Raw genomic sequence first — 23,547 nt, 5'->3', positions numbered from 1 at the left:
GAGGGCAAGGGGTGAAGGGGTCGGAGGGCAGGGGCGAAGGGGCCGTCGGGACAAGGGGCCGGGAGGTGGCCGGGAAGGCGCGTGGCCTCAGCCGGCCAGCACCTCCCGCACGAACGCGTTGGTGAACTTCCCCGCCGGGTCGAGCGTCCCGGTCAGCGTCCGGAAGTCGTCCAGCCGCGGGTACAGCGCGCGCAGTCCGCCCGCCGGCGTCGTGAACACCTTCCCCCAGTGCGGCCGGGCCGCGAACGGGGCCAGCGCCTCCTCCAGCCGCCGCACGACCGGCAGCACCGCCGCCGTGTCCTCGACCCAGGTGAAGTGCGCGGCCACGGTGTCCCGTCCGTACGCCGGGCTCAACCACTGCTCGTCGGCGGCGACCGTGCGCACCTCGCAGGTCTGCAGCACCGGCGCGACGGCCTCCCGTATCCCGTCCATCGCGCGCAGGGCGTCCAGCGCGTACTCGCGCGGCATCAGGTACTCCGACTGGAGCTCGGCGCCGCTGCTGGGCACGAACTCGGCGCGGAAGTGCGGCAGCCGCTCGTGCCAGGGACCCGGCACGCCGAACTGCTCGGTGCAGTTGACCGCGGGCATGCCCGGCACCGGGTGCATCTTCGCGACGGCCGGCGCGGCGTACGGAAACCCGGGCAGCGGCTGGTCGGTGCGCCGCTTCAGCCACACCTGCCGGAACCCTGGGGCCCGCCAGTCCGTGAAGAGGCTCACGCTGTACGCCGCCGCCATCACCGTCTCGAACGCCGCCGTGTCCAGTCCGGCGAGCGGCAGCTCGGTGAAGACGTGCTGCTCGACCTCGTAGGCCGGTTCCAGGTCGAGGGTGAGGGACGTCACGACGCCCAGCGCGCCGAGCGAGGTCACCGCACCGGCGAACCGCTCGTCGCCGCGCGCCACGGTCACCGTCGAGCCATCCGCCGTGACCAGCTCCACCTCGCGCACCACCGACGCCAGCGAACCGTTGCCCACCCCGGAGCCGTGCGTGCCGGTCGCCACCGACCCGGCGACCGAGATGTGCGGCAGCGACGCCATGTTCGGCAGCGCCAGCCCCCGCCCGTGCACCAGCCGGGCCAGCTCCGCGTACCGGACGCCGCCGCCCACCCGCACCGTACGGGCCGCCGTGTCGACGTCCACCTCGGCCGGCAGCGCGGCCAGCGACAGCAGGGCGCCCTCGGGGCCCGGCTCGGCGATCTCGTTGAAGGAGTGCCCGCTGCCCAGCACCCGCACCCGCGCGCTGTCCGCCACCAGGGCCCGCAGCGCGTCCAGCGAGTGCGGCCGCAGCAGCTCCTTGGCCGTGTAGGTGATGTTGCCGGCCCAGTTGGTCACGGTGATGTCGCTCATACCGCGGAAACCTACCCGGCGCGCCTGGAAGGGGCCCCGGGCGGGAAGCCGCCCGGGCGGGGGCATACCGTGAGAAGTCGAACGCCTGAGCCGGGAGGAGACACGGATGGGCAGCCGCACCGCGCTGGTCGAGGATCTTATGGAGCGCTTTCCGCATGTGCCGCGGGAAGCGGTCTTCAAGGAGGACCTGCTCCGCGGCGGGGTGGCCTTCGACCCCTCCGCGCTCAGCGATACCGCCAACGAGGCAGCCGGCGAGGTCAAGCCGAAGTCGTACTTCATCTTCTCCTTCGACCACGGCACCCTGCCCGAGCTGGGCGAGGCCGCGCTGCGCCGCCCGCCCGAGGAGATCATCCTCACCGGCGGCCCCTACGACCTGCGCCGCACCGTCGTCTCGGTCCGCGTGAACCCGGCGTCCCCGTACCGGGTCGCCGCCGACGAGCACGGCCAGCTCGGCCTCTACCTCGACGGCAAGCGCATCTCGGACGTCGGCGTGCCGCCCATGCCGGAGTACTACCGGCACAAGCTCGCCAACGGGAAGTCGGTCATGGAGGTGGCCCCGACCATCCAGTGGGGCTACCTGATCTACTTGACCGCCTTCCGGGTCTGCCAGTACTTCGGCGCCAAGGAGGAGTGCCAGTACTGCGACATCAACCACAACTGGCGTCAGCACAAGGCGGCGGGCCGCCCGTACACGGGCGTGAAGGACGTCGACGAGGTCCTCGAAGCGCTGGACATCATCAACACGTACGACACGGCGAAGACGTCCACCGCCTACACCCTCACCGGCGGCGCGATCACGTCGAAGGTCCAGGGCCTGGACGAGGCGGACTTCTACGGGCGCTACGCCAAGGCCATCGAGGAGCACTTCCCCGGCCGCTGGATCGGCAAGGTCGTCGCCCAGGCCCTGCCGAAGCCGGACGTCCAGCGCTTCAAGGACTACGGCGTCCAGATCTACCACCCCAACTACGAGGTGTGGGACGAGTACCTGTTCAAGATGTACTGCCCCGGCAAGGAGCGCTACGTCGGCCGCGACGAGTGGCACAAGCGCATCCTGGACTCCACGGACGTCTTCGGCGCGCGCAACGTGATCCCCAACTTCGTCGCGGGCGTGGAGATGGCCGAGCCGTTCGGCTTCAAGACGGTCGACGAGGCCATCGCGTCCACCACCGAGGGCCTGCGCTTCTTCATGTCGCACGGCATCACGCCCCGCTTCACCACCTGGTGCCCCGAGCCCACCACCCCGCTCGGCAAGGCCAATCCGCAGGGCGCGCCGCTGGAGTACCACATCCGGCTGCTGGAGGCCTACCGCGCCACGATGGACGAGTTCGGCCTGGCCTCGCCCCCCGGCTACGGCCTGCCCGGGGCCGGCCGCGCGGTCTTCTCGGTCAGCTCCTTCATGGACAGCCTGCCGGAGGACGCGGCCGTCGAGGTGTGAGCCGAGGTGAGCGCCGAGGTGAGCGCCGACGTGTGAACCGGCGGGTCGGGCACCGGACCCGCCGGTTGTGAACACGGCGCTTGTCAGTCGTGCGGAAGACGTGCGAAGCTCTGCGCCTGCCGCGAGATCCGGCCGCCAACTCCTCCCTCCGTGTGGCGAGTTGGCCTCGCCCGTGGATGCAGGAGTCCGATGCCCGACCTGCCGAGCCCCAGGGACGCCGCCGAGGCCGCGCTGCTCGACGAGTGCTGGGACACGGTGCTCTCCTACGCCGACCTGTGTACGGCGGGTTCGGAGGCGGCCGTCCGGCTCGCCGCCGAGGCGTTCGCCCACGGCATGCGCGAGGTCCGCGCCGCCGACGCGGACGCGGCCCGCGGCACCGCCCGCCGCTCGCCCCGGCTGCCCCGCGTCCCCCTGCTCCTGACCGCCGTACGCACCACCGCCGCGGCCTGGGAGGACGACGGGCAGGGCCACGAACTCGACCCCGAACTGCGGCTGTGGCTGGGCTCCGACCGGGCCGCCCGCTACGCCGGACCGCCACCGCGCCGCCCGCTCGCGCTGCGCGGCCTCAGGGACATGCAGGCACCGGACGCGGAACTGCTGTGGCTGGCCGACGTGGAGGCCCTGCCGCTGCCGGTGGTGGCCCGCCGGCTCGGCCTCGACCCGGCCACCGTGTCCGAGGAACTCGGCCAGGTGCGCGAACTGTTCCGCGACCGCTGCCGGCGGGGCCACCTCGACGCGCCGCCAAACGCGCGGTGCCGCGGCTACGTCCGGCTGCTGGACGCGGTCACCAGGTCGCCCGCCGCCGACGTCCCCGACGACCTCTCCCGTCACCTCGCCACCTGCCCGGGCTGCGCCGAGGCCGCCGCCTGTCTGCGCGCGAAGGGCGGCGGACTGCCCGCGGCCCTCGCCGCCGGCGTGATCGGCTGGGGCGGCCTCGCCTACCTGGAGCGCCGCCGCCGCGCCGCCGAGGTACGACTCGGTGCCGGGCGCCCGGCACCGGCCGACCACGACCGCGCCGAGGAGACGCCGGACGGCGGCCACCGGGCCCGTGTCGTCCGCGGCGGCCTCCTCGCCACCGCCGTCCTGGTGTCCCTGGTCGCGCTCACCGTCTCCCTCATGCCCTTCGGCGGCACCGCCGAGGACGGCGCGGCGCCCACCGGCACCGTGGACCGCCGCCCGGTTGCCGTCCCGGACCCCGTACCGCCGTCCGCGGCCCCACAGCCGGCGCCGGAAGACCCGCCGCCGTCCACCGGCACCGCGACCCCCGCGCCCGACACGACCCCGGCGCGGCGGGACCCCCACCCGGAGCCCCAGGGCACCGCCACGCCCACCGCGAGCACCGAGGCCCCGCCGGAACGCGGCCGTGACCGGCACCCGGCCCCGGAGCCCTCCACGGCCGCCCCCGCCGCCTGCCGCGTCCGCTACGACCTCGTCAACCAGTGGCCCGACGGCTTCCAGTCCACCGTCACCGTCACCACCGCCGACGCCCTCGACTCCTGGCACGTCGCCTGGACCTTCCCCGACGGCCAGCGGATCGGCCAGACGTGGGACGCGAGCCACGCCCAGAGCGGCTCCCGGGTCACCGCCACCGCCGCCGCGTACAACGGCTCCGTCCCCGCCGGCGGCCGCCTCGCCTTCGGCTTCCTCGCCTCCTGGCGCGGCAAGAACTCCCCGCCGTACGACTTCACCCTCAACGGCCGGGCGTGCGAGCGGGTCTGACGCCCCGGCCCGGAAAAGGCGTTGACGGGCCGAGGTACCGACGGGCTACTGTGGCGGCACGTCACGCGGTGATCGCCGCGGGGTGAGGAACCCAGGAGTGAGGAGGTGTCGACCGATGGCTGTCGTTGCGAAGGGCGCTGCCCGCATCCAGGAACCCATCAAGTCCACCTCCGCGGCCACCGGCTGACACCGGCCTTCCCGAGTCCTTCCGCCGGGGCCGCCCCCCGAAGGGTCACCCCTTGTCTTCCACGTCTTCCACCGCCCTCTTCACCGCTCACTCCGCCCTGACTCCGCACGGCTGGGACGAGCACTGGGCCGACGCGTTCGGCCCCTACGCCGCCGAGGGACTGCTGCCCGGCCGCGTGGTCCGGGTCGACCGCGGACAGTGCGACGTCGTCACCGCCGGCGGAGTGCTGCGGGCCGACACCGCCTTCGTCACCCCGCACGACCCCCTGCGCGTCGTCTGCACCGGCGACTGGGTCGCCGTCGAACCCGACGGCAACCCGCGCTACGTACGGACGTGTCTGCCGCGCCGTACGGCCTTCGTGCGCTCCACCTCCTCCAAGCGGTCCGAGGGGCAGATCCTCGCGGCCAACGTCGACCACGCGATCGTCGCCGTGTCGCTCGCGGTCGAGCTGGACCTCGCCCGGATCGAGCGGTTCCTCGCGCTCGCCTGGGAATCCGGGGCGCAGCCCCTGGTGGTGCTCACCAAGGCCGACCTCGTCCCCGACCCGGCGACCCTGGGCCACCTCGTCCAGGACGTGGAGACCGCCGCCCCCGGCGTGCCGGTGCTGCCCGTCAGCGCCGAGCAGGGGGAGGGACTCGACGTCCTCGCCGCCGTCGTCACCGGTGGTACGGCGGTACTGCTCGGACAGTCCGGCGCGGGCAAGTCCACCCTCGCCAACGCACTGCTCGGCGAGGACGTCATGGACGTCCAGGCCAACCGGGACGTCGACGGCAAGGGCCGGCACACCACCACCACCCGCAACCTCCTCGTGATGCCCGGCGGGGGAGTGCTCATCGACACCCCCGGGCTGCGGGGCGTCGGGCTCTGGGACGCGAGCAGCGGCGTCGGCCAGGTGTTCGCCGAGATCGAGGAGCTGGGCCGGGACTGCCGGTTCCACGACTGCGCCCACGAGAGCGAGCCGGGCTGCGCCGTCCTCGCCGCCATCGACACCGGCGAGCTGCCCGAACGGCGGCTGGAGAGCTACCGCAAGCTCATGCGGGAGAACCAGCGCATCGCCGCCAAGACCGACGCCCGGATGCGCGCCGAGATCCGCAAGGAGTGGAAGCGCCGGGGAGCCATCGGCAAGGCGGCGATGGAGGCCAAGCGGGGCCGCGCGCGGTAGCCGCCACCGCCCCGCCAACGTCATGTCCGATTTCCGCCAGCCCGGTCCTCCGGGCCGGCGGAGACTGGACGGCGTGATGGGGAACGGGACGCGGCCCGCGGAGCAGCGGGCGCACGAGGACAGCAGGTACGAGGCCGTACGCAGCCGGGACGGCCGGTTCGACGGCGCGTTCTTCTTCGCCGTCGAGACGACCGGCATCTACTGCCGGCCGAGCTGCCCGGCGGTCACGCCGAAGCGGCACAACGTGCGGTTCTTCGCGACGGCCGCCGCCGCGCAGGGCTCGGGGTTCCGGGCCTGCCGGCGGTGCCGCCCGGACGCCGTGCCCGGCTCGGCGGAATGGAACGTCCGCGCCGACGTCGTCGGCCGGGCCATGCGGCTCATCGGCGACGGCGTCGTCGACCGCGAGGGCGTCGCCGGACTCGCCGGCCGGCTCGGCTACAGCGCCCGCCAGGTGCAGCGGCAGCTCACCGCCGAGCTCGGCGCCGGGCCCGTGGCCCTGGCCCGCGCCCAGCGGGCGCACACCGCGCGCGTCCTGCTGCAGACCACCGGCCTGCCGGTCACGGAGATCGCCTTCGCGTCGGGGTTCGCCAGCGTGCGGCAGTTCAACGACACGATCCGCGCCGTGTACGCGGCCACCCCGAGCGAGCTGCGCGCCGCCGCCCCCGCACGGGACCGGGCGGCCTCCCGGCGTGCGGCCACCCCCTCCGCCGGCCTCCCCCTCCGGCTCGCCCACCGGGGCCCCTACCAGGCCGGCCCCGTCTTCGACCTGCTCCAGTACGAGGCGGTGGCCGGGGTCGAGGAGGTGAGCGGCCCGCCCGGCCGCCGCGTCTACCGGCGCACCCTGCGCCTGCCGTACGGCACCGGGATCGCAGCCGTCGACGAACGGCCGGGTCTGCCCGCCACGGGCAGCGGCGGCTGGCTCGACGCCCGCCTCCACCTCACCGACCTCCGCGACCTGACCACGTCCGTACAGCGGCTGCGGCGGCTGTTCGACCTCGACGCCGACCCGTACGCCGTGGACGAGCGGCTCGGTGCCGACCCCCGGCTCGCCCCGCTGGTCGCCGCCCGCCCCGGGCTGCGCTCACCGGGCACCGCGGACCCCGACGAACTCGCCGTACGGGCCCTGGCCGGACGGACGGAGGCCGAGCGGCTGGTCCAGCGCTACGGCAGGACACTGGACGCCCCCTGCGGCACCCTCACCCACCTCTTCCCCGAACCGGCCGTCCTCGCCGGCGCCGAGCCGGACGGCGCCCCGGGCGCGCTCGCCGCCGCCCTCGCCGACGGCGCCGTACGCCTCGACCCGGGCGCCGACCGGGACGACGCCGAGCGCGCGCTGCTCGCCGTGCCCGGCGTGGACGCCCGTACGGCCGCCGTGGTCCGCACCCGTGCCCTCGGCGACCCGGACGTCGCCCCGCCCGGCCCCGCCGTCCCCGACACCTGGCGCCCCTGGCGCTCGTACGCCGTGAACCACCTGCGCGCAGCAGGAGAATGGGAGCAGCACCGATGACGACCACCACCATGACCACAACGACCACGACCACCACGTACTGGACCGAGACCGACAGCCCCGTCGGCCGGCTGCTCCTGACCGCCGGGCCGGACGGGGCGCTCACCTCCCTGTCCCTGCCCGGGCAGAAAGGCGGCCGGAGCGTCCAGGACGGCTGGCGGCACGACGCGGGGCCCTTCCGCGCGGCCGAGGAGCAGCTCGCCGCCTACTTCGCCGGCGAGCTGAAGGAGTTCCGGCTGCCGCTGCGCGCCGAGGGCACCGCCTTCCGGGAGCGGGTGTGGGACGCCCTGGACGACGTGCCCTACGGGGCGACCACCACGTACGGCGAGATCGCCGCGCGCATCGGTGCCTCCCGGCCCGCGGTACGCGCCGTCGGCGGCGCGGTCGGCGCGAACCCGCTGCTGATCCTGCGCCCCTGCCACCGGGTGATCGGCTCCGACGGCTCCCTGACGGGGTACGCGGGCGGTCTGGAGCGCAAGACGCGGCTGCTCACCCTGGAGGGCGCCGCGGCACCGACCTCTCCGGGACAGCACACCTAGCCCGCCAGCACCGCCCCCAGCCACGCGCCGGTGATCAGCAGGCAGGCGAACAGTTCCGTCAGCACACCGGTGCCGCCCGTGCGCATCGCCGTGCGCAGCGCCGCCATCGCCTCGCCGTGCCGGCCGAGCCGCAGCCGTTCGGCGAGGTAGATGCCGCCCATGAAGCCGGGTATCGCGCCGAGCACCGGGACGAGGACGAAGCCGAGGAACGCGCCCGCGCCCGCGTACGCCGTGACCCGGCGGCCGGCGTCGTCCCGGCCCAGCCGCCGGGGCGGCAGCGTCCAGCGCACCGCCTGGGACAGGAGCAGCACGACCGTGGCGCCGACGAGTACGGCCCACGAGAGGGACTGCGGATCCTTCAGCGCCCACCACAGGACCCCGGCCCACACCAGCCACGACCCGGGCATGCCGGGGAGGAGTACTCCCACCAGCCCGAGCAGGATGACCAGGCCGGACAGCAGGAGATTCCACGCTCCCATCTGTCCAGGGTGCCGGAATCGGGCGCGGTCCGCAGATGCCCGGCGAAGTGCCCCGGGCGGCGGCCGGTTCAGCGCTTCCGGGCCACCCAGTCCCGTTCGTACGCGTGCCAGCCCAGCTGGAGCCGGGTCGTGACGCCGGTCAGCTCCATCAGGCGCTTCACCCGCCGCTGCACGGTCCTCAGCCCCAGGTCGAGCTGTTTGGCCACGCTCGCGTCGGTCAGGCCGGCCAGCAGCAGGGAGAGGATCTCCAGGTCGGTGCCGTCGGGACCGTCCGGGGCGTGCTCGCTCACACCGGACGCGCCCAGACGCAACGGCAGCGCGTCCCGCCACACCGACTCGAACAGGCCCGACAGCAGCTCGAGCAGGCCGCTGGCGTGTACGACCAGCGCGGCCGGCTCCGAGGAGCGCGCCGTGAGCGGAACGAGGGCCAGGGACCGGTCGGCGATCACCAGCTTGGTCGGCACCCGGTCCACGACCCTCACCTGCTCGTCGCGGCCCAGCGCGGCGGTCAGCTCGGTGATGCCGGTGGGCAGGTCCAGCACCGACCGCTCGACCACCACCCGGTAGCCGACCCCGCGTCCGGTGGCCTGCTCCTCCGCGTCGTTCTCCATTCCGGTGACGGCGACGGGGTTGCCGGTGACCAGCGCGCACACCTCGTCGCTCGCTCCCAGCTGGAGCTGGAGGAAGCGCTGGGCGACCGCCGCGGCGCCGGTCACCACCTCCACCAGGTCGTGCACGGCGGGCTCGGCCGCCGCCGCCCGGTACTCCTCGGCCAGCAGCGCCGCGGCCAGCTCCGCCTTCTCCAGTTCGTGCCGCTGCTGGGTGAGCAGCGCGCCCAGCGCCACTCCCGGCGGCGCCGCGACCCAGCGACCGGGCCGGGCCGACGACTGGGCCGCGAGCCCGTTCTGTTCCAGCCGGCGCAGCGCACGCTCCGTGTCCCGTTCGCCGAGCGCCAGCCGCCGGGCCAGATCGGGCACGTCGGCCGCGCCCACGGCCACCAGCGCCCGGTACGCCGACTCGTGCGTGTCCTCCAGCCCCAGCACTCCCAGCATCAGGCGCAGTCCCTCCCCGAGAACAAACCTCACCACCACAGCGTGCGGAGCCGCACGTGGCGGAAAACGGCCACGGCGTAAACCCGCCTTCGGACATCATCGCCGTACCGCCGGTCACTCTGCCAATGTGGCGTCGCCGAGCGGTTCTCCCGTGGGGGGTGGGACCGCTCGGCCACCTCACCTCGCGACACGCGTTCGACACGTCCCCCGACACGCCGTCCGGCGCGGTGCCGGTCCGCCGGATTTTCCCGATGCCCCGTTTCCATACGGCTCCCTCGGTGGACAATCGGGGACATGAGTCAGCAGGGGGGAAGGCCCACCGGTCATGACGACGACTGGTGGGGACAGCTGTACGACGACTCCACCGGCGACACGGGCCCCACGACCGCACCCGATTCCCTGGACGACCGGTTCGCCTCGGCAGCGGGGACCGTGGCCGGCGCCCGGGACACCGTGGACGGAACGGTACCGCCCCCGTCGGCGGCGGGCCGGGTCCCGCCGGCCACGACCGGCCCTCCCGCCGGGGAGAAACCCTCTCCGGCCGAGGACCGGCCCCCGTGGTGGGCAGCGGCCGGGTCCTCCGGCGTCCCGGGCCCTCGTACCGCAGGCCCGCCGCGCACCGACGTCCCGCCGCGCACCGACGTCCCGCCCCGCACCGACGTCCCGCCGCGCACCGACGTCCCGCCGCGCACCGGCGGGGCGCCCGGCGACGACCACGCGCCCGGCGTCGGCGGGGTGCCACCGCGTTCCGGTGACGTGCCGCCGGCCGCAGGCCGTGGACCCCGTGCCGGTGAGGTGCCCCGTGCCGGGGGCGTGCCGGACACCGGTCCCGCGTCCGGTGCGGGCGACGCGCACCGCGGTGGCGGTTCGCCGCCGCGGCCGCCTGGCCCGCCCCGGCCGCGGGCCCACTGGGAACCACCGCCCGCCACGCCCGCCGGCCCGGTGAGCTTCCCGCCCGCAACCGGACGGCGGCCCGGAGCGGCCCGCCCCCTCCCTCCACCGCGGCCGGCCGGCCAGGAGCCCGGATCCATACCGCCCGCGCCCGCGCCGCCGCCGCGACCGACCGGGCACCGGCGGGGCCCGCACGGCCGTACCACCTCGGGGACCGGTCCCGCCGATCTGACCGAACCGTCCGCCACGGACCCCCCGGCCGCCCGGCCGGTTCTCGGCGCGGCGTCGTCACCGCCGCCGCCTCCTCCCAGCGCCCCCGGCCTGCCCCCGCTCCCGCCGCCGTTCCTCCCCTCGCAGCCTCCGGGGCCCTGGCCCGCACCGGGCCGGGACGGTACCGGCGAGGCCCCGCCCGCCGCGTGCGACTACGTCGGCTCCGGACCGCCCACCTACGACGCCGAGCCCACCGCGCTGCCGCCCGCGGACCCCGACGAGCTCGACGGGCTGGTGGCGGACACCGTGCTGGACGGCGCCCGGTACGGAACCTGCACGCTGCGGGCCGTCTCGGTGCGGGGGGACTCCGCGCGGTACCGGGGCGACCCGCGCCGCGACGCGCTGCTCGTCGCGCGCTTCGGCGCGGGAGAGCAGGCACTGATCCTGGTGGCCATGGCGACCGGCGCCCGCGCGACCGCGGGGGCGCACCGCGCCGCCGCCGAGGTGTGCCAGTGGATCGGCCGGGCGGTGGGCCGCAGCCATGCCCGGCTCGCCGAGGACCTGCGGGCCGCCCGGCGCGGCGAGCTGAAGTCCGGCCTGCACCGCCTCACCGATCGCAGCCTGGGCAGGCTCCGGGCCGGCGCCGCCGAACAGGGCCTGGCACCGGACGAGTACGCGGCGACCCTGCGCTGTCTGCTGCTGCCCGCCGACCCCGAGTGCCGTACGCGGGTGTTCTTCGGGGCCGGCGCGGGCGGACTGCTCCGGCTGCGGGACGGCGCCTGGCAGGACATGGAGCCGGATGCCGGCGAAGTCGCCGGTGAGCCCGTCGTCGGGTTCGGCTCGCCACCGCGAGCCAGGCCGGGCGGGACACCGGACGGGACACCGGACGGGACGCCGGACGAGACGCCCGAGGGCGACCGGCTCACCATGGACCTGGGCGTCACCGCCCCGCCCGGCCCGTACGACGGACCGCCCGCCGAGCCGCCCCGCGAACCCTTCCGCTTCCGGGCCTCGGTAGCCCGCCCGGGTGATGTGCTGCTGATGTGCACCGCGGGCCTCGCCGAGCCGCTGCTGAGCGAGCCCGAGCTGGGCGGACTCCTCGCGCGGCGGTGGGCCGGCCGCACCCCGCCCGGCCTCGCGGAGTTCCTCGCCGACAGCCGCCTCCGGGTCAAGGGCTACGCCGACGACCGTACGGCCGCAGCCGTCTGGGAGGCGTGACGCCGCCCGCTGTGCCATAGCTGGAGCCATGGCCAAACAGAACGTCGCGGAACAGTTCGTCGACATCCTCACCCGTGCCGGAGTCAAGCGCCTCTACGGAGTCGTCGGCGACAGCCTCAACCCGGTCGTGGACGCCGTGCGCCGCCACTCCGGGATCGAGTGGGTACACGTGCGGCACGAGGAGACCGCCGCCTTCGCCGCCGGCGCGGAGGCCCAGATCACCGGGAAGCTCACCGCGTGCGCCGGCTCCTGCGGCCCCGGCAACCTCCACCTCATCAACGGCCTCTACGACGCCCACCGCTCCATGGCCCCCGTGCTCGCCCTCGCCTCGCAGATCCCGTCCAGCGAGATCGGCCTCGGGTACTTCCAGGAGACCCACCCCGACCAGCTGTTCCGCGAGTGCAGCCACTACAGCGAGCTGATCTCCAGCCCGAAGCAGATGCCCCGGCTGCTCCAGACCGCCATCCAGCACGCGATCGGGCAGGGCGGCGTCAGCGTCGTCTCCCTGCCCGGCGACATCGCGGACGAGCCCGCGCCGGAGAAGGCCGCCGAGACGGCACTCGTCACCTCCCGGCCGAGCGTCCGGCCCGGCGACGAGGAGATCGACCGGCTGGTGCGGCTGATCGACGACGCCGACAAGGTCACCCTGTTCTGCGGCAGCGGCACGGCGGGCGCGCACGCCGAGGTCATGGAGTTCGCCGGGAAGATCAAATCCCCGGTGGGGCACGCCCTGCGCGGCAAGGAGTGGATCCAGTACGACAATCCGTTCGACGTCGGCATGAGCGGCCTGCTCGGCTACGGCGCCGCGTACGAGGCCACCCACGAGTGCGACCTGCTGATCCTGCTCGGCACGGACTTCCCGTACAACGCCTTCCTGCCCGACGACGTGAAGATCGCCCAGATCGACGTCCGGCCCGAGCACCTCGGCCGGCGCTCCAAGCTGGACCTCGCGGTGTGGGGCGACGCGAAGGAGACCCTGCGCTGCCTGATCCCGCGGGTGAAGGAGAAGAAGAGCCGGCGCTTCCTCGACCGGATGCTGAAGAAGCACGCGGACGCGCTGGAGGGCGTCGTCAAGGCGTACACCCGCAAGGTCGACAAGCACGTCCCGATCCATCCCGAGTACGTCGCCGCCGTGCTCGACGAGATGGCCGACGACGACGCGGTGTTCACCGTCGACACCGGCATGTGCAATGTCTGGGCCGCCCGCTACATCTCACCCAACGGCCGCCGCCGCATCATCGGTTCCTTCTCGCACGGCTCGATGGCGAACGCGCTGCCGATGGCGATCGGCGCCCAGTTCACCGACCGGCGCCGGCAGGTCGTCTCCATGTCCGGCGACGGCGGGTTCACCATGCTGATGGGCGACTTCCTCACCCTCGTCCAGCACGACCTGCCGGTGAAGGTCGTCCTCTTCGACAACTCCTCGCTCGGCATGGTCGAGTTGGAGATGCTGGTCGCGGGCCTGCCCTCGCACGGCGTGGCCAACGTCAACCCCGACTTCGCCGCCGTCGCCGAGGCCTGTGGCGCCTTCGGGGTGCGGGTCGAGAAGCCCAAGGAGCTGGCCGGTGCGCTGAAGGCCGCGTTCAGGCACAAGGGGCCGGCCCTCGTCGACGTCGTGACCGACCCCAACGCCCTGTCCATCCCGCCGAAGGTCAGCGCCGACATGGTCACCGGCTTCGCCCTGTCCGCCTCGAAGATCGTGCTGGACGGCGGTGTCGGGCGCATGCTCCAGATGGCCCGCTCGAACCTGCGCAACGTGCCGCGACCGTGACCGGCGTCATGGCCGTCGTGAATCGACATGACTGCCGGGGGCCCGAACGGGCAAGGCTTCCCCGTGAAGACGTTCGAACAGGAGGGAAAGCGACATCAGCACGCGGACGGGGGACATGAAGGGACACGTGGCACCACAGCTCAGGCGACGGCTGGGGCGGGCGGACCTGCGGGCGGTGCCCGAGGCCCGGCGCGCCCTGCGTGAGCTGCTGCGGCACTGGGGAGGGCCCGGACGGTCGGAGGTCGCGGAGCTGCTCACCAGCGAGCTCGTCACCAACGCGCTCGTCCACACCGGCGAGGGCGCCGTTCTGACCGCCACGGTCGGACGGCGGGCGCTGCGGGTCGAGGTACGGGACTTCGTCGGCCGGCTGCCCCGGCCGCGCGCCCCGGAACCGGAGGAGAGCACCAACGGCAGAGGCCTGCTCCTGGTGCAGTCCCTCGCCGACGACTGGGGCGTACGGCCCTGCGAGGCGGGCAAGTCGGTCTGGTTCGAACTGGACGCCGAGGCCGCCTGAGCCGCCGGGAACCGGTCGTCTCAGGCGGCGTCCGGCTAACCGAACTGCTGCTCCAGGTCCTTGAGCTTGCGCTCCAGGGAGTCCAGGCGCGGCAGGGCCTGGGTGTCGTCCTCCGCGGTGAGGTCGACGGTCACCTGGTCAGTTCCGCCGCGCACGGGCTGCAGTGAGGGCCGGTGGCGTACGGGCAGGGGCTCCGGGGTCGATATGGCAGGCTCCGCGGTGGCCCGTTCGGCGCCCCGTTCGACCTGCTGCACCTCGACCTCGACCTGCCGGCCGCCGCGGCCGGGGAAGCCCCGGTGCCCGTGGCCCCGGCTGATCGCCTTGAGCTGCGCCCGCTCCAGACGCTCCTGCTCGCGCCGGCGCTGCTTGGCCTCCTCCTTCTTGCGCATGTCGTCGCGCACCTCCTCGACGGCCTCGTCGAGGCTGCGCACGCCCTCCAGGAGCATCAGCGACCAGGCGCGGTACGTCTCCCGGGGAGCCCGCAGCCAGCGGACCATGCGGATCTGCGGCAGCGGACGCGGCACCAGGCCCTGCTCGCGCAGCGCGGCGCGGCGGGTCTGCTTCAGGGCCCGGTCGAACAGCACCGCCGCCGACAGGGACATGCCCGCGAAGAAGTGCGGGGCACCCGCGTGACCGATGCCGCGGGGCGCGTGCACCCAGTTGAACCAGGCCGCCGCGAACGCGAACGTCCACACGAGTATGCGGGAGCCGAGCGCCGCGTCACCGTGGCTGGCCTCGCGCACCGCGAGGACGGAGCAGAACATCGCCGCTCCGTCGAGCCCGAACGGGACCAGGTACTGCCAGCCGCCGCTCAGGCCGAGGTTCTGCTCGCCGAAGCCGACCAGACCGTGGAAGGAGAGCGCCGCGGCGACCGCGGCGCAGCAGAAGAGCAGGACGTAGGAGAAGGTGCCGTAGAGGGCCTCCTTGCGTCTGCGGCGCTCCTCCATGCGCTCCCACGAGTCGTCCGCGCCCGCGTCCTTCCCCGAGGAACGCTTGCCGCGCGCGAGCACCGCCACCGCCGCCAGCATGCCCAGGAGCAGCACGGCGCCCGGAAGCAGCCAGTTCAGCGATATGTCGGTCAATCTCATCTGGGGGTCCCTTGCATTGGGATAGGGCGTAACGCCCGCCATGTTGGCCCAAACCCGGCGGCCCTCAGGGGGTTTCGGGGCAAGAGGCAGCCAAGGGAGCGCGAAGGGATGCCCAGGGCGGCGTTCTGCTCGAACTGCCGCATGAGGGGCGGGAGTTGAGTTCGAATAAGACTACCCGTACGGGTGGTTCCGCGGGAAGTTCGCGCGACGCGTGAGGGAGTTGTGAAGTGACGCCGGTGATCTTAACCGACGATCATGGAAGTGTCCGCGCCCGAGCCCGGCCGCGGGTGGCTCAACCCGTCGTCGCGAGCAGCTTGTTGACGCGGTCCGCGTCGCACGTGCGCGGGCAGGTGGCGCAGGTGTCCTCGGGGCGCAGCGTGTAGAACATGCAGCAGCTCGCCCGGTCCCGGGTGTGCAGCGGCTCACCGTCCGGTCCGGTCAGCTCGCGGAACGCCGCCTTGCCGACGTACGGCTTGGTCGCGCCCGGCAGCAGCAGCTCCAGCTCGTGCCGCGCCCGCTCCTGCTCACCGAGCAGATGGGCGACGTACCACAGGCCCTCGACGACCTCGTCGGTCGCCATGCCCCACAGGGCGCGGCCGCGGCGCCGCATGCGCGGTCCGAACCCCGCCAGCACCGGCTCCATGTGCTCGGCGACCGCGGCGCGCACCTCGGCCCGCAGCGCCTCCTCGTCGGCGACCACGCGGGCCCCGGGCAGCGCGGCGGCCGGATCGCCGGGCAGGCAGGCGAAGCCGGTGGGCCGCACGGCCATGCGGCCGAGCGGGAGGCCGGCGGCCGAGCGGTCGTAGGCGACATGGGTCACGGGGCAGCGGGGCACCCGGCGGTGCAGGAACCACGGCACGGTGATCAGCAGGCAGGCCGGCCACGCGTAACGGTGCAGTCCGAAGCTCGCGACCACGTCCGGCCGGGCCCGCTGTCCGTAGTCCCGGAGTACCTGGGCGTCGTCCCAGGCGAGGAACGCCTCCAGCTCCGCCCCGCCCGCGGCGAGCGCGTCGGCCGCGACCCATCCGCCGCCGCGCGGGATCTCACCGGCCGTGGCCGACTCGGTGACGCCCAGCCCCGGAAGGACTTCGGACAGGCGCGCGTAGGCGTCCGTGAAGGCCGAGCGGGTGACAGGCATGCGGGACCACCGATCCACGTCCGAACAACGGGCTGCTTGAGGTAAGCCTTACCTTACCCAAGATCCTTGGGATTTGAACTGGCGGCCCCTGCCCTTATGGTGCTTGACGGACCAGTGACAACCCGCCGTAATGACCTCAAGTACCGACACGTCCCACAGGAGGACCCGTGAAGCCGAGCGCGCAGGGTGCCGCAGGCCCGGGGACCGGGCGGGTCCGCGCCGCCGAACCGCCCGGAGCGGCTCACTCGTCCCTGTCGGCCGAACTGCGCCAACCGGCCGCGTCGATGCGGGTTCCGGCGCAGCCCGGTGCCTCGGACGTGGACCGGGACCGGGCGCGCCGGGCCGGGGAACCGGCCGCGGCCGCGCGCGGCGAGCACACGCACAGCGAACCTCCGCCGCCCCGCCCGCGCGCCCTCGTCCGGCGTTCCTCCGTACGCGGGCAGATCCTCGACGCCCTGCGCACCGCGCTGGTCTCCGGCGAGCTGCGGCCCGGCGAGGTGTACTCCGCGCCCGCGCTCGGCGACCGGTTCGGCGTCTCGGCCACACCCGTACGGGAGGCCATGCAGCAGCTGGCGCTGGAGGGCGCCGTCGAGGTCGTCCCCAACCGCGGCTTCCGGGTCGTCGAGCGCGGCGACCGGGAACTGGCCGAGCTGGCGGAGGTCCGCGCCCTGATCGAGGTTCCCGTGCTGCTGCGCCTGGCCCGTACGGTGCCCGCCGGACGCTGGGCGGAGCTGCGGCCGGTCGCCGAGGCCACCGTCCGGGCCGCGTCGTCCGGCTGCCCGGTCACGTACGCCGAGGCCGACCGGGCCTTCCACCGCGCGGTGCTCGCGCTGGCCGGCAACGACCAGCTCGTCCGGATCGCCGCCGACCTGCACCGCCGTGCCCAGTGGCCGCCGGCCGGCGCCCCCGCGAGGCGGGGGCGGGCCGACCTGATCGCCGACGCGCACGAACACACGGCGCTGCTGGACGCGCTGATCGCCGGCGACCCCGACCTGGTGCGGAGCCTGGTGGGGGAGCACTTCGGCCAGGCACGCTGAGCGCGGGCCACGGGCGCGCCCCCGCCCGACGTGGTCCCCTGCGGGGCGCTACGTGGCCTCCTGCCGTTCCGTGCGGCTCGCGGGCACGCTCTGCTCCGTGGTCCGGTCCTCGTGGCGCGCGGGGCGGGCCCCGCCGCCGCGGTCGTACATCTCGATGGCCAGCGGAGAGGCGGTGAACACCGAGGAGTACGTGCCGACGCCCACGCCGATCAGCAGGGCCAGGGCGAAGTCGGTGAGCGAGTCGTCGGCGAGGACGGCGAGCGAGGCGAGGATGAGCACCACGCCCATGCCCGTGTTGACCGTGCGCGGCAGGGTCTGCAGGATCGCCTGGTTGGTGAGCCGGGCGAACGGCGTCTTCCGGTCCTTGCCGCCGAGCAGCTCCCGGATGCGGTCGAAGAGAACGACCGAGTCGTTGACCGAGTAGCCGATCACGGTCAGCAGCGCGGCCAGGAACACGCCGTCGATCGGTTTGCCCAGCCAGGCGAACACACCCACCAGGATCACCACGTCGTGGGCGAGGGCGCCGACCGCCGCGGTGCCGAAGAGCAGCCGGAACCGGACGGCGAGGTACAGCAACTGGGCGCACAGGGCCAGACCCAGGGCGATCAGGGCGTCCTTGCGCAGCTCCTCGCCCAGACTGGGGCCGATCAGCTCGTCGCGGACCTTCTCCGTCTCCCCGCCCAGCCCGCCGATGGTCTTGGTGACGGTCTCGGCCTCGGCGTTGGTCAGCTTCTCGGTGCGCACGGTGAGGTCGCTGTCGCCGGAGGACTGGACGACGGCGCGGGGGAAGCCCGCGTCGGCGAGGGCGTCCCGCGCCCGGTCGGCGTCCACCTGGGTGGCCGTGGAGTACTCGATGAGCCGTCCGCCGGTGAACTCGATGCCGAAGTCGAGGCCGCGGACCAGGACGCCGGAGCCGGCCAGCACGAGGACGACCGCGGAGGCGGCCAGCCAGCGCCGCGGCCGGCGCATCAGGAAGGGGTCGCGGCGCCGCAGGGCGTCACGGACCGGGCCGGTGGTCGAGATGCCGGTGATGTGCGGGCGGCGGAAGACCGCCGGGCGGCTCGCGGCGAACTCGGCGAGCACCCGGGTGATCACCAGGGCACTGACCATGGAGGCGAGGACACCGATGCCGAGGGTGACGCCGAAGCCCTTCACCGGGCCGGAGGCCAGGAAGAACAGCAGCGTGGCGGCGATCAGCGTGGTGACGTTGGAATCGGCGATCGCGCTGAAGGCACCGCGGAATCCGGCGGTCAGCGACGAGCGCGTGCTCGGCCGGGTACGGGCGGCCTGTTCCTCTCGAGCGCGTTCGAACACAAGGACGTTGGCGTCCACCGCCATGCCGATGGCCAGGACGAAGCCGGCCAGGCCGGGCAGGGTCAGGGTGGCGCCGATCGCGGCCAGGGCGGCGTAGGAGATCAGGCCGTAGCAGAGCAGGGCCACGGTCGCGAGGGCGCCCATGAGCCGGTAGACGAAGAGGATGAACAGCCCGGTCAGCGCGGTGCCGATGACGGCGGCCCAGGCGCCGGCCGAGATGGCCTCGTCGCCCAGGGTGGCGCCGATGGTGCGCTGCTCGATGGTCTCGACCGGTACGGGCAGGGCGCCGCCCTTGACGAGCAGGGCCAGTTCGCGGGCCTCGGCGTCGTCGAAGGAGCCGGTGATCTGGGTGGAGCCGCCGGTGATGCCCGCCCCGCAGGCCACGGAGGGGTCGACCTGCGGCGCCGAGATGATCTTGTTGTCGAGCACGATGGCCACCCGGCGCCGCGGGTCTCCGGCCGGGTGGCAGGCGGCTTCGCCGGTCACCTCGGCCCAGCGCTCGCCGCCCGCGTCCTTGAAGTCGACGGTCACGTGCCACCCGGCTCCGCCCTGCTGGTCGAAGCGGGCGTCGGCGTCCTTCACGTCCTGCCCGGTCAGCGTGGCGTCGCCGAGCCGGAGGGACTGTCCGGACTCGTCCGGCAGGACGCGCTCGCCGGCGGTGCCGGACGAGGCCTCGGCGTCGTCCCCGGCGGCCTCCTTCCCGGGCTCGGCCGGGCCGAGCACCGAGTGGACGGTGAGCTGCGCGGTGCGGCCCAGCACGTCGGCCGCCTTCTTCGGGTCCTGTACGCCGGGCAGCTCGACGACGACGCGGTCGTCGCCGGAGCGGACGATGGTCGGCTCGGCGACGCCGAGCGCGTCGATGCGGCCGCGCAGCACCTCCACGGTGCGGTCGGTGGCCTCCCGGTCGGCCTTGGTGGTCTCGGTGGACTTGGTCTCCAGCACGATCTGGGTGCCGCCGCGCAGGTCGAGCCCGAGGCGGATCGGCATGGTCAGGGCAATGGCCACGGCCCCGGCCAGCACGAGGAGGGCGACGAGTGCCCGCCCCTTCAGGGAGTCGGGGCGGGAGCGGGGACGGGAACGTTTCAACACGGGCCTCCGGCGGGCATGCCACGGCGGCGGCCGAGCGCGGCCGCGGCGGGAGAAGGTGAAAGGGGCGGGCTGTCTCAGGTGCCGGAGGAGACGGGAGGAGCCCGCCCGCGATCGTGGCTCGTACGGCCGGGGGAGACGGGCACGGGGCGGGGCACGGCCGAGGTCCGCCCGTGGGCGGACGGCGTGGTGCCGGCGGCGCGCGTGGTGGTGGCGAGCCGGTCCGGTGGCGCCGGACGCTCCGCGAGGTGGTCGTGCCGGGGTCTGGCCTGGGCGGTGCAGGTGGTGGCACAGCCGTCGTCCGCGTGGTAGCCGGTGTCCGGGTGCGGGACGGCCGGCGCGGCGGGCACCGGGAGAGGTCCCGGGAGGGCGGTGCCGCCCGCGCCGGCCGCCGGCCATGCCGGGAAGAGGGCCAGCAGGACGGCAAGAAGGACGGTCAGCAGAGCGGTGAGCGGCGCCGCGGGCCGGTGGCCCGGGGCGCGGGTGGTGCGGTGTGCGGGGGCGGTGCGTCCTGCTGGGACGGGGGCGGTGCGTCGTGCTGGGACGGGGGTGGTGCGGTGTGCGGGGGCGGTGCGTCGTGCGGGGTGCATGCACCGTCCCCTTTCTGCGGCGCGTCGACTGGTACGCCTCCACCGTCGGCCATCGCGCACCCTCGGCGGGAGCCGCGGCCCGGGTAGAGACCGGGCAAGCGGCCAGTTTGCACCCTCCGCCACCGCCGGGTCGATGGGGCCCGACCCCCATTTCCGGGTCGCGGTACACCCATCCGGCCGCCCGCGCGCGGCGCCGAGTGGATCCTCCGTCCCCGGGCACATGGGGCCTGCGCCCGATGGGTTTCCTCCGGCGGTCCGGCCGGGGTTGAGGATGACCGGGTCCGATCGGCCCGGCTCTCGTCGTACCCGCAGAACTCTCCGAGAGAAGGACCCACCGTGTCGCTCGACGCCTCCCGCATCGAACCCCGTCCCGAGCGGCTGACCGCTCACAAGGCGCGCCGGCGTCTCGAACACGCCCGCGACACCCGCATGACCCAGCTCCAGGCCCTTGGAGAGAGCGGCCAGGCGGACGACCAGCTGATGCCCGCTCAGAAGGCCGCCATCACCTCGCCGGGTGGGACGCCGCCTGGGCCGCCACGGCCCCGCGCTGGAGCGGATTCCCGTGAACGGACGTCACGCCGTCGCCGCGCCCGCGGCCGGCGGGGTGAGCTGCCGCGCCAGCCAGGTCGGCACCCCGCCCAGCAGCCGGAACAGCCGCCGCGCCTCCTCCCGCAGCCGCGACGCCTCCGGCTCCGACTCCGCGTCCGCGAGAGACGCCAGCGCGGGGGCCGTACCGACCAGGTATCCCAGCTCCTCGCGGATGCGCAGCGACTCGGCGAACCCGTGCCGCGCCTCGGCCAACTCGCCCTCCCGCAGGGCGAGTCCGGCGAGGTGCCGCCAGGTGAAGGACTGGAGGAGCGGGTCGGCGTGCGCGGTGGCCCCGGCATGGGCGCGCCGGTACGCCGCGCGGGCGGCCTGCGGCGAGCGGGTCAGGTTCTCCGCGAGCAGCCCGCGCCGGAAGTCCAGCAGCGCCCGCCCTCTGGCCCCGGGCGCGATCAGTGCCGCGGCCCGGCCCAGCGCGGCCCGCGCCTCGTCGGACCGGTCGCGCACCCCGTGCACCGTGGCGGCGTACGCGAGTTGGCCGCGTTCACAGGCCGCGGCCCCGCGTTCGTCGTCGCTGTGGGCCAGCGCCTCGGCGGTGCGCAGCGCGTCCTCGGCCTCCGCCCAGCCCTGCTCGGTGTACAGGCACCGCTCCACCAGCAGCGCGGTCCGCTGCAAGGCGGTGGCCGCGGTGACCGGCTCCAGCAGGGCCACCGCGTCGGCCCAGCAGGCGCGCGAGCGCAACCGCCACACGGCGGTCTGGAGCGGATCGTCACCCTCGGTCGTTCCCCAACCAGAACCAGCCATGGCGGAATGCGCCACGTTGCCCTCCCCTTAGCACGCCATCGAGCTCTCGAGTGGTGGCCGCATCTCAGCACGGATCCGGCGGCCCGGCCAAGAGGATGGGTGAAAGTTTTCACAAAGTGGTGGGACTTCCCGGCCCGGAGGTTTGGGAACGTCCGGGCCCGCTCGTGCCCCACGGCTCAGCTCATCCGCAGCGCCAGGAAGAAATCCAGCTTGTCCTCCAGGCGCGACAGGTCACGCCCCGTCAACTGCTCGATCCGCCCGACGCGGTAGCGCAGCGTGTTGACGTGCAGGTGGAGCCGGCTCGCGCAGCGCGTCCAGGAGCCGTCGCAGTCGAGGAACGCCTCCAGCGTCGGGATCAGCTCGGCGCGGTGGCGGCGGTCGTAGTCCCGCAGCGGGTCCAGCAGCCGGGCGGTGAAGGCGCGGCGGACGTCGTCGGGGACGAAGGGGAGCAGGAGGACGTGCGAGGCCAGTTCCTGGTGGCCGGCCGCGCAGACCCGGCCGGGGCGCGCCGCGGCCACCCGCCGTGCGTGCCGGGCCTCCTCCAGCGCGCCGCGCAGCCCCTCCGCGGAGTGCACGGCCGCGCTGACGCCGAGCGTCACGCGTCCGTCGCCGTCCAGGCCGGCGGACAGCGGTTCCCGTACGGCCGCCAGCAGCGCGTCCGCGAGGATGCCGGTCTCGGAGCCGTCGTGCTCACTGGAGACCGCCGGCAGCGGAACGAGGGCGACGGCCTCGTCGCCGGTGTGCGCCACGGCGATGCGGTCGGAGTGCTCGGGGCCCGTGGCGAGCGGGTCCACGAGGATCTCCTCGAGCAGGGTCTGGGCGACCGGGCCGGTGTCCGCCTCGCCGTCCGTCCACTCGACGCGGGCCACGACGACCTGCCAGTGCGGGGCCGCGCCGAGGCCCGGCAGCAGCACCGGCGCCGCGACCCGCAGCCGGGCCGCGATCTCGGCGGGGGCGGCGCCCGTCTGCACCAGCTCCAGAACCTCCTGCGCGAGCCGCCGCCGCACGGTGCGCGCCGCGTCCCGGCGGTCCCGCTCGACCGCGATCAGCTGGGTGACGCCGTGCAGCAGGTCGAGCCGCTCCTCGGCCCAGTCCCCGGCGTCCGCCTCGACCACCAGCAGCCAGTCGGACAGCACCGTCTCGCGCACGTCCCGCACGGTGCTCGCGCCCTGCGGGGTACGCGCGGCGCCGCGCACCGGGAAGAGGCTGTACGTCGTGCCGCCCAGGGGCACCCGGTGCGGCGCGCGCCGGCCCGTGCGGGTGGCCGCGAGATGATCCGCCGCCAGCTTCGCGCACACCTCGGCGGAGAGCGCGGGAGCGGGGTCCTTCGGCCCGGCGACCGGCCGTCCCGTCGGGGAGAGCACCCAGGCCCGCAGGTCCAGGTCGGAGCCGAGCAGATCGAGCACCACGTCGGGGCCGCCGCCCGCCGGGCCGGAGGTCATCATCCGGCGGTGCCGGTCCACCACGGCGGCGAGGTCCCCGGCCCGCTCGCCGGAGACCTGGCGGACGACATGCTCGGTGATGGTCGCGAAGGCCACCGACTCGTGCACCGCGAACAGGGGCAGCCGGTGCCGCGCACACGCCGCCAGCAGGTCCTCGGGCACGCTCCCCAGCTCCGCCTCGCCGGCGGCCAGCGCGGCCACCCCGGCCTGCACCAGGATCCGGACGAACGGCTCGGAGTCGGCGGCGTCCCGGCGCCAGGCCAGGCCGGTCAGGACCAGCTCCCCGCCCGAGAGATAGCGGCTGGGGTCCCGCAGGTCGGTGGTCATCACGCCCCGCACGGAGCGGTCCAGCTCGTCCTCGCCGCCGAGCAGCTTGAGGCCCAGCGCGTCGGTGTCCAGCAGTGCGCGCAGCCGCATTCTCGTCGCCGCCGTTCTTTGTCTCGAAGTGTTCCAGGTCACGCGACTGTGTCGCCCGTT

Annotated in this window: 18 protein-coding genes; 9 read left to right on the top strand and 9 right to left on the bottom strand. The window is 74.6% G+C overall.

Annotated features, from left to right (window positions below):
* Positions 1-87 precede the first annotated feature (87 nt).
* A complete protein-coding gene (locus tag ACZ4V1_RS19220) occupies positions 88-1,344 on the bottom strand; it encodes an FAD-binding protein (protein ID WP_468337165.1) in 1,257 nt (418 codons plus the stop codon).
* 106 nt (positions 1,345-1,450) lie between these two features.
* Here ACZ4V1_RS19220 and ACZ4V1_RS19215 point away from each other — a divergent pair, with 106 nt between their 5' ends.
* The 5 genes from ACZ4V1_RS19215 to ACZ4V1_RS19195 all read left to right on the top strand — a co-directional run bounded on the left by ACZ4V1_RS19215 (position 1,451) and on the right by ACZ4V1_RS19195 (position 7,893).
* Positions 1,451-2,779 carry a radical SAM protein gene (locus tag ACZ4V1_RS19215; protein WP_468337162.1) on the top strand — a complete coding sequence of 443 codons (1,329 nt, stop codon included), beginning with the start codon at positions 1,451-1,453 and terminating at the stop codon, positions 2,777-2,779.
* 189 nt (positions 2,780-2,968) lie between these two features.
* The gene (locus ACZ4V1_RS19210; protein WP_468337159.1) at positions 2,969-4,498 is read left to right on the top strand and encodes a cellulose binding domain-containing protein; all 1,530 of its coding nucleotides are present in this window, start codon (positions 2,969-2,971) and stop codon (positions 4,496-4,498) included.
* Between the two features lie 239 nt (positions 4,499-4,737).
* The gene (gene rsgA, locus ACZ4V1_RS19205) at positions 4,738-5,847 is read left to right on the top strand and encodes a ribosome small subunit-dependent GTPase A (protein WP_468337156.1); all 1,110 of its coding nucleotides are present in this window, start codon (positions 4,738-4,740) and stop codon (positions 5,845-5,847) included.
* Between the two features lie 76 nt (positions 5,848-5,923).
* Positions 5,924-7,354 carry a DNA-3-methyladenine glycosylase 2 family protein gene (locus tag ACZ4V1_RS19200; protein ID WP_468337152.1) on the top strand — a complete coding sequence of 477 codons (1,431 nt, stop codon included), beginning with the start codon at positions 5,924-5,926 and terminating at the stop codon, positions 7,352-7,354.
* On the top strand, positions 7,351-7,893 hold the full coding sequence (locus ACZ4V1_RS19195; protein ID WP_468337149.1) for a methylated-DNA--[protein]-cysteine S-methyltransferase: 543 nt from the start codon (positions 7,351-7,353) through the stop codon (positions 7,891-7,893). Before ACZ4V1_RS19200 ends, ACZ4V1_RS19195 begins: the two co-directional genes overlap by 4 nt.
* Here the strand turns inward: ACZ4V1_RS19195 and ACZ4V1_RS19190 are convergent.
* A complete protein-coding gene (locus tag ACZ4V1_RS19190) occupies positions 7,890-8,372 on the bottom strand; it encodes a DUF456 domain-containing protein (RefSeq protein WP_468337146.1) in 483 nt (160 codons plus the stop codon). The two genes, ACZ4V1_RS19195 and ACZ4V1_RS19190, sit on opposite strands and share 4 nt — an antisense overlap.
* Before the next feature lie 68 nt (positions 8,373-8,440).
* Positions 8,441-9,424: a helix-turn-helix domain-containing protein gene (locus ACZ4V1_RS19185; protein WP_468337334.1), complete on the bottom strand. Its 984-nt coding sequence runs from the start codon at positions 9,422-9,424 to the stop codon at positions 8,441-8,443.
* A 294-nt stretch (positions 9,425-9,718) separates the two neighbouring features.
* Here ACZ4V1_RS19185 and ACZ4V1_RS19180 point away from each other — a divergent pair, with 294 nt between their 5' ends.
* The 3 genes from ACZ4V1_RS19180 (at position 9,719) to ACZ4V1_RS19170 (ending at position 14,028) form a co-directional block, all read left to right on the top strand.
* Positions 9,719-11,743 (top strand): protein phosphatase 2C domain-containing protein, encoded by a 2,025-nt coding sequence (locus tag ACZ4V1_RS19180; protein WP_468337143.1) that lies wholly within the window; start codon positions 9,719-9,721, stop codon positions 11,741-11,743.
* A 28-nt stretch (positions 11,744-11,771) separates the two neighbouring features.
* Positions 11,772-13,514 carry a pyruvate dehydrogenase gene (locus tag ACZ4V1_RS19175; protein WP_468337140.1) on the top strand — a complete coding sequence of 581 codons (1,743 nt, stop codon included), beginning with the start codon at positions 11,772-11,774 and terminating at the stop codon, positions 13,512-13,514.
* Positions 13,515-13,629: 115 nt separating this feature from the next.
* On the top strand, positions 13,630-14,028 hold the full coding sequence (locus ACZ4V1_RS19170; protein ID WP_468337137.1) for an ATP-binding protein: 399 nt from the start codon (positions 13,630-13,632) through the stop codon (positions 14,026-14,028).
* Positions 14,029-14,063: 35 nt separating this feature from the next.
* Here ACZ4V1_RS19170 and ACZ4V1_RS19165 read toward each other — a convergent pair whose 3' ends face one another.
* On the bottom strand, positions 14,064-15,116 hold the full coding sequence (locus tag ACZ4V1_RS19165; RefSeq protein ID WP_468337134.1) for a DUF2637 domain-containing protein: 1,053 nt from the start codon (positions 15,114-15,116) through the stop codon (positions 14,064-14,066).
* Between the two features lie 292 nt (positions 15,117-15,408).
* Positions 15,409-16,254 carry a (2Fe-2S)-binding protein gene (locus ACZ4V1_RS19160; RefSeq protein ID WP_468337131.1) on the bottom strand — a complete coding sequence of 282 codons (846 nt, stop codon included), beginning with the start codon at positions 16,252-16,254 and terminating at the stop codon, positions 15,409-15,411.
* Between the two features lie 167 nt (positions 16,255-16,421).
* Here ACZ4V1_RS19160 and ACZ4V1_RS19155 point away from each other — a divergent pair, with 167 nt between their 5' ends.
* Positions 16,422-17,291 (top strand): GntR family transcriptional regulator, encoded by an 870-nt coding sequence (locus ACZ4V1_RS19155; RefSeq protein ID WP_468337128.1) that lies wholly within the window; start codon positions 16,422-16,424, stop codon positions 17,289-17,291.
* Positions 17,292-17,339: 48 nt separating this feature from the next.
* Here the strand turns inward: ACZ4V1_RS19155 and secD are convergent, their stop codons facing one another.
* The 4 genes from secD to ACZ4V1_RS19135 all read right to left on the bottom strand — a co-directional run bounded on the left by secD (position 17,340) and on the right by ACZ4V1_RS19135 (position 23,487).
* Positions 17,340-19,592, bottom strand: a complete 2,253-nt coding sequence (gene secD, locus ACZ4V1_RS19150) for a protein translocase subunit SecD (protein WP_468337332.1) — start codon at positions 19,590-19,592, stop codon at positions 17,340-17,342.
* Between the two features lie 176 nt (positions 19,593-19,768).
* Complete coding sequence (locus tag ACZ4V1_RS19145; RefSeq protein ID WP_468337125.1) at positions 19,769-20,281, bottom strand: hypothetical protein; 513 nt, start codon at positions 20,279-20,281, stop codon at positions 19,769-19,771.
* A gap of 573 nt (positions 20,282-20,854) precedes the next feature.
* A complete protein-coding gene (locus ACZ4V1_RS19140) occupies positions 20,855-21,643 on the bottom strand; it encodes a hypothetical protein (protein WP_468337122.1) in 789 nt (262 codons plus the stop codon).
* Between the two features lie 161 nt (positions 21,644-21,804).
* Positions 21,805-23,487 (bottom strand): PucR family transcriptional regulator, encoded by a 1,683-nt coding sequence (locus ACZ4V1_RS19135; RefSeq protein WP_468337119.1) that lies wholly within the window; start codon positions 23,485-23,487, stop codon positions 21,805-21,807.
* Positions 23,488-23,547 lie beyond the last annotated feature (60 nt).

The sequence above is a fragment of the Streptomyces sp. NPDC028991 genome, assembly GCF_055564775.1.
This window is presented reverse-complemented; position numbering and strand designations above follow the sequence as displayed.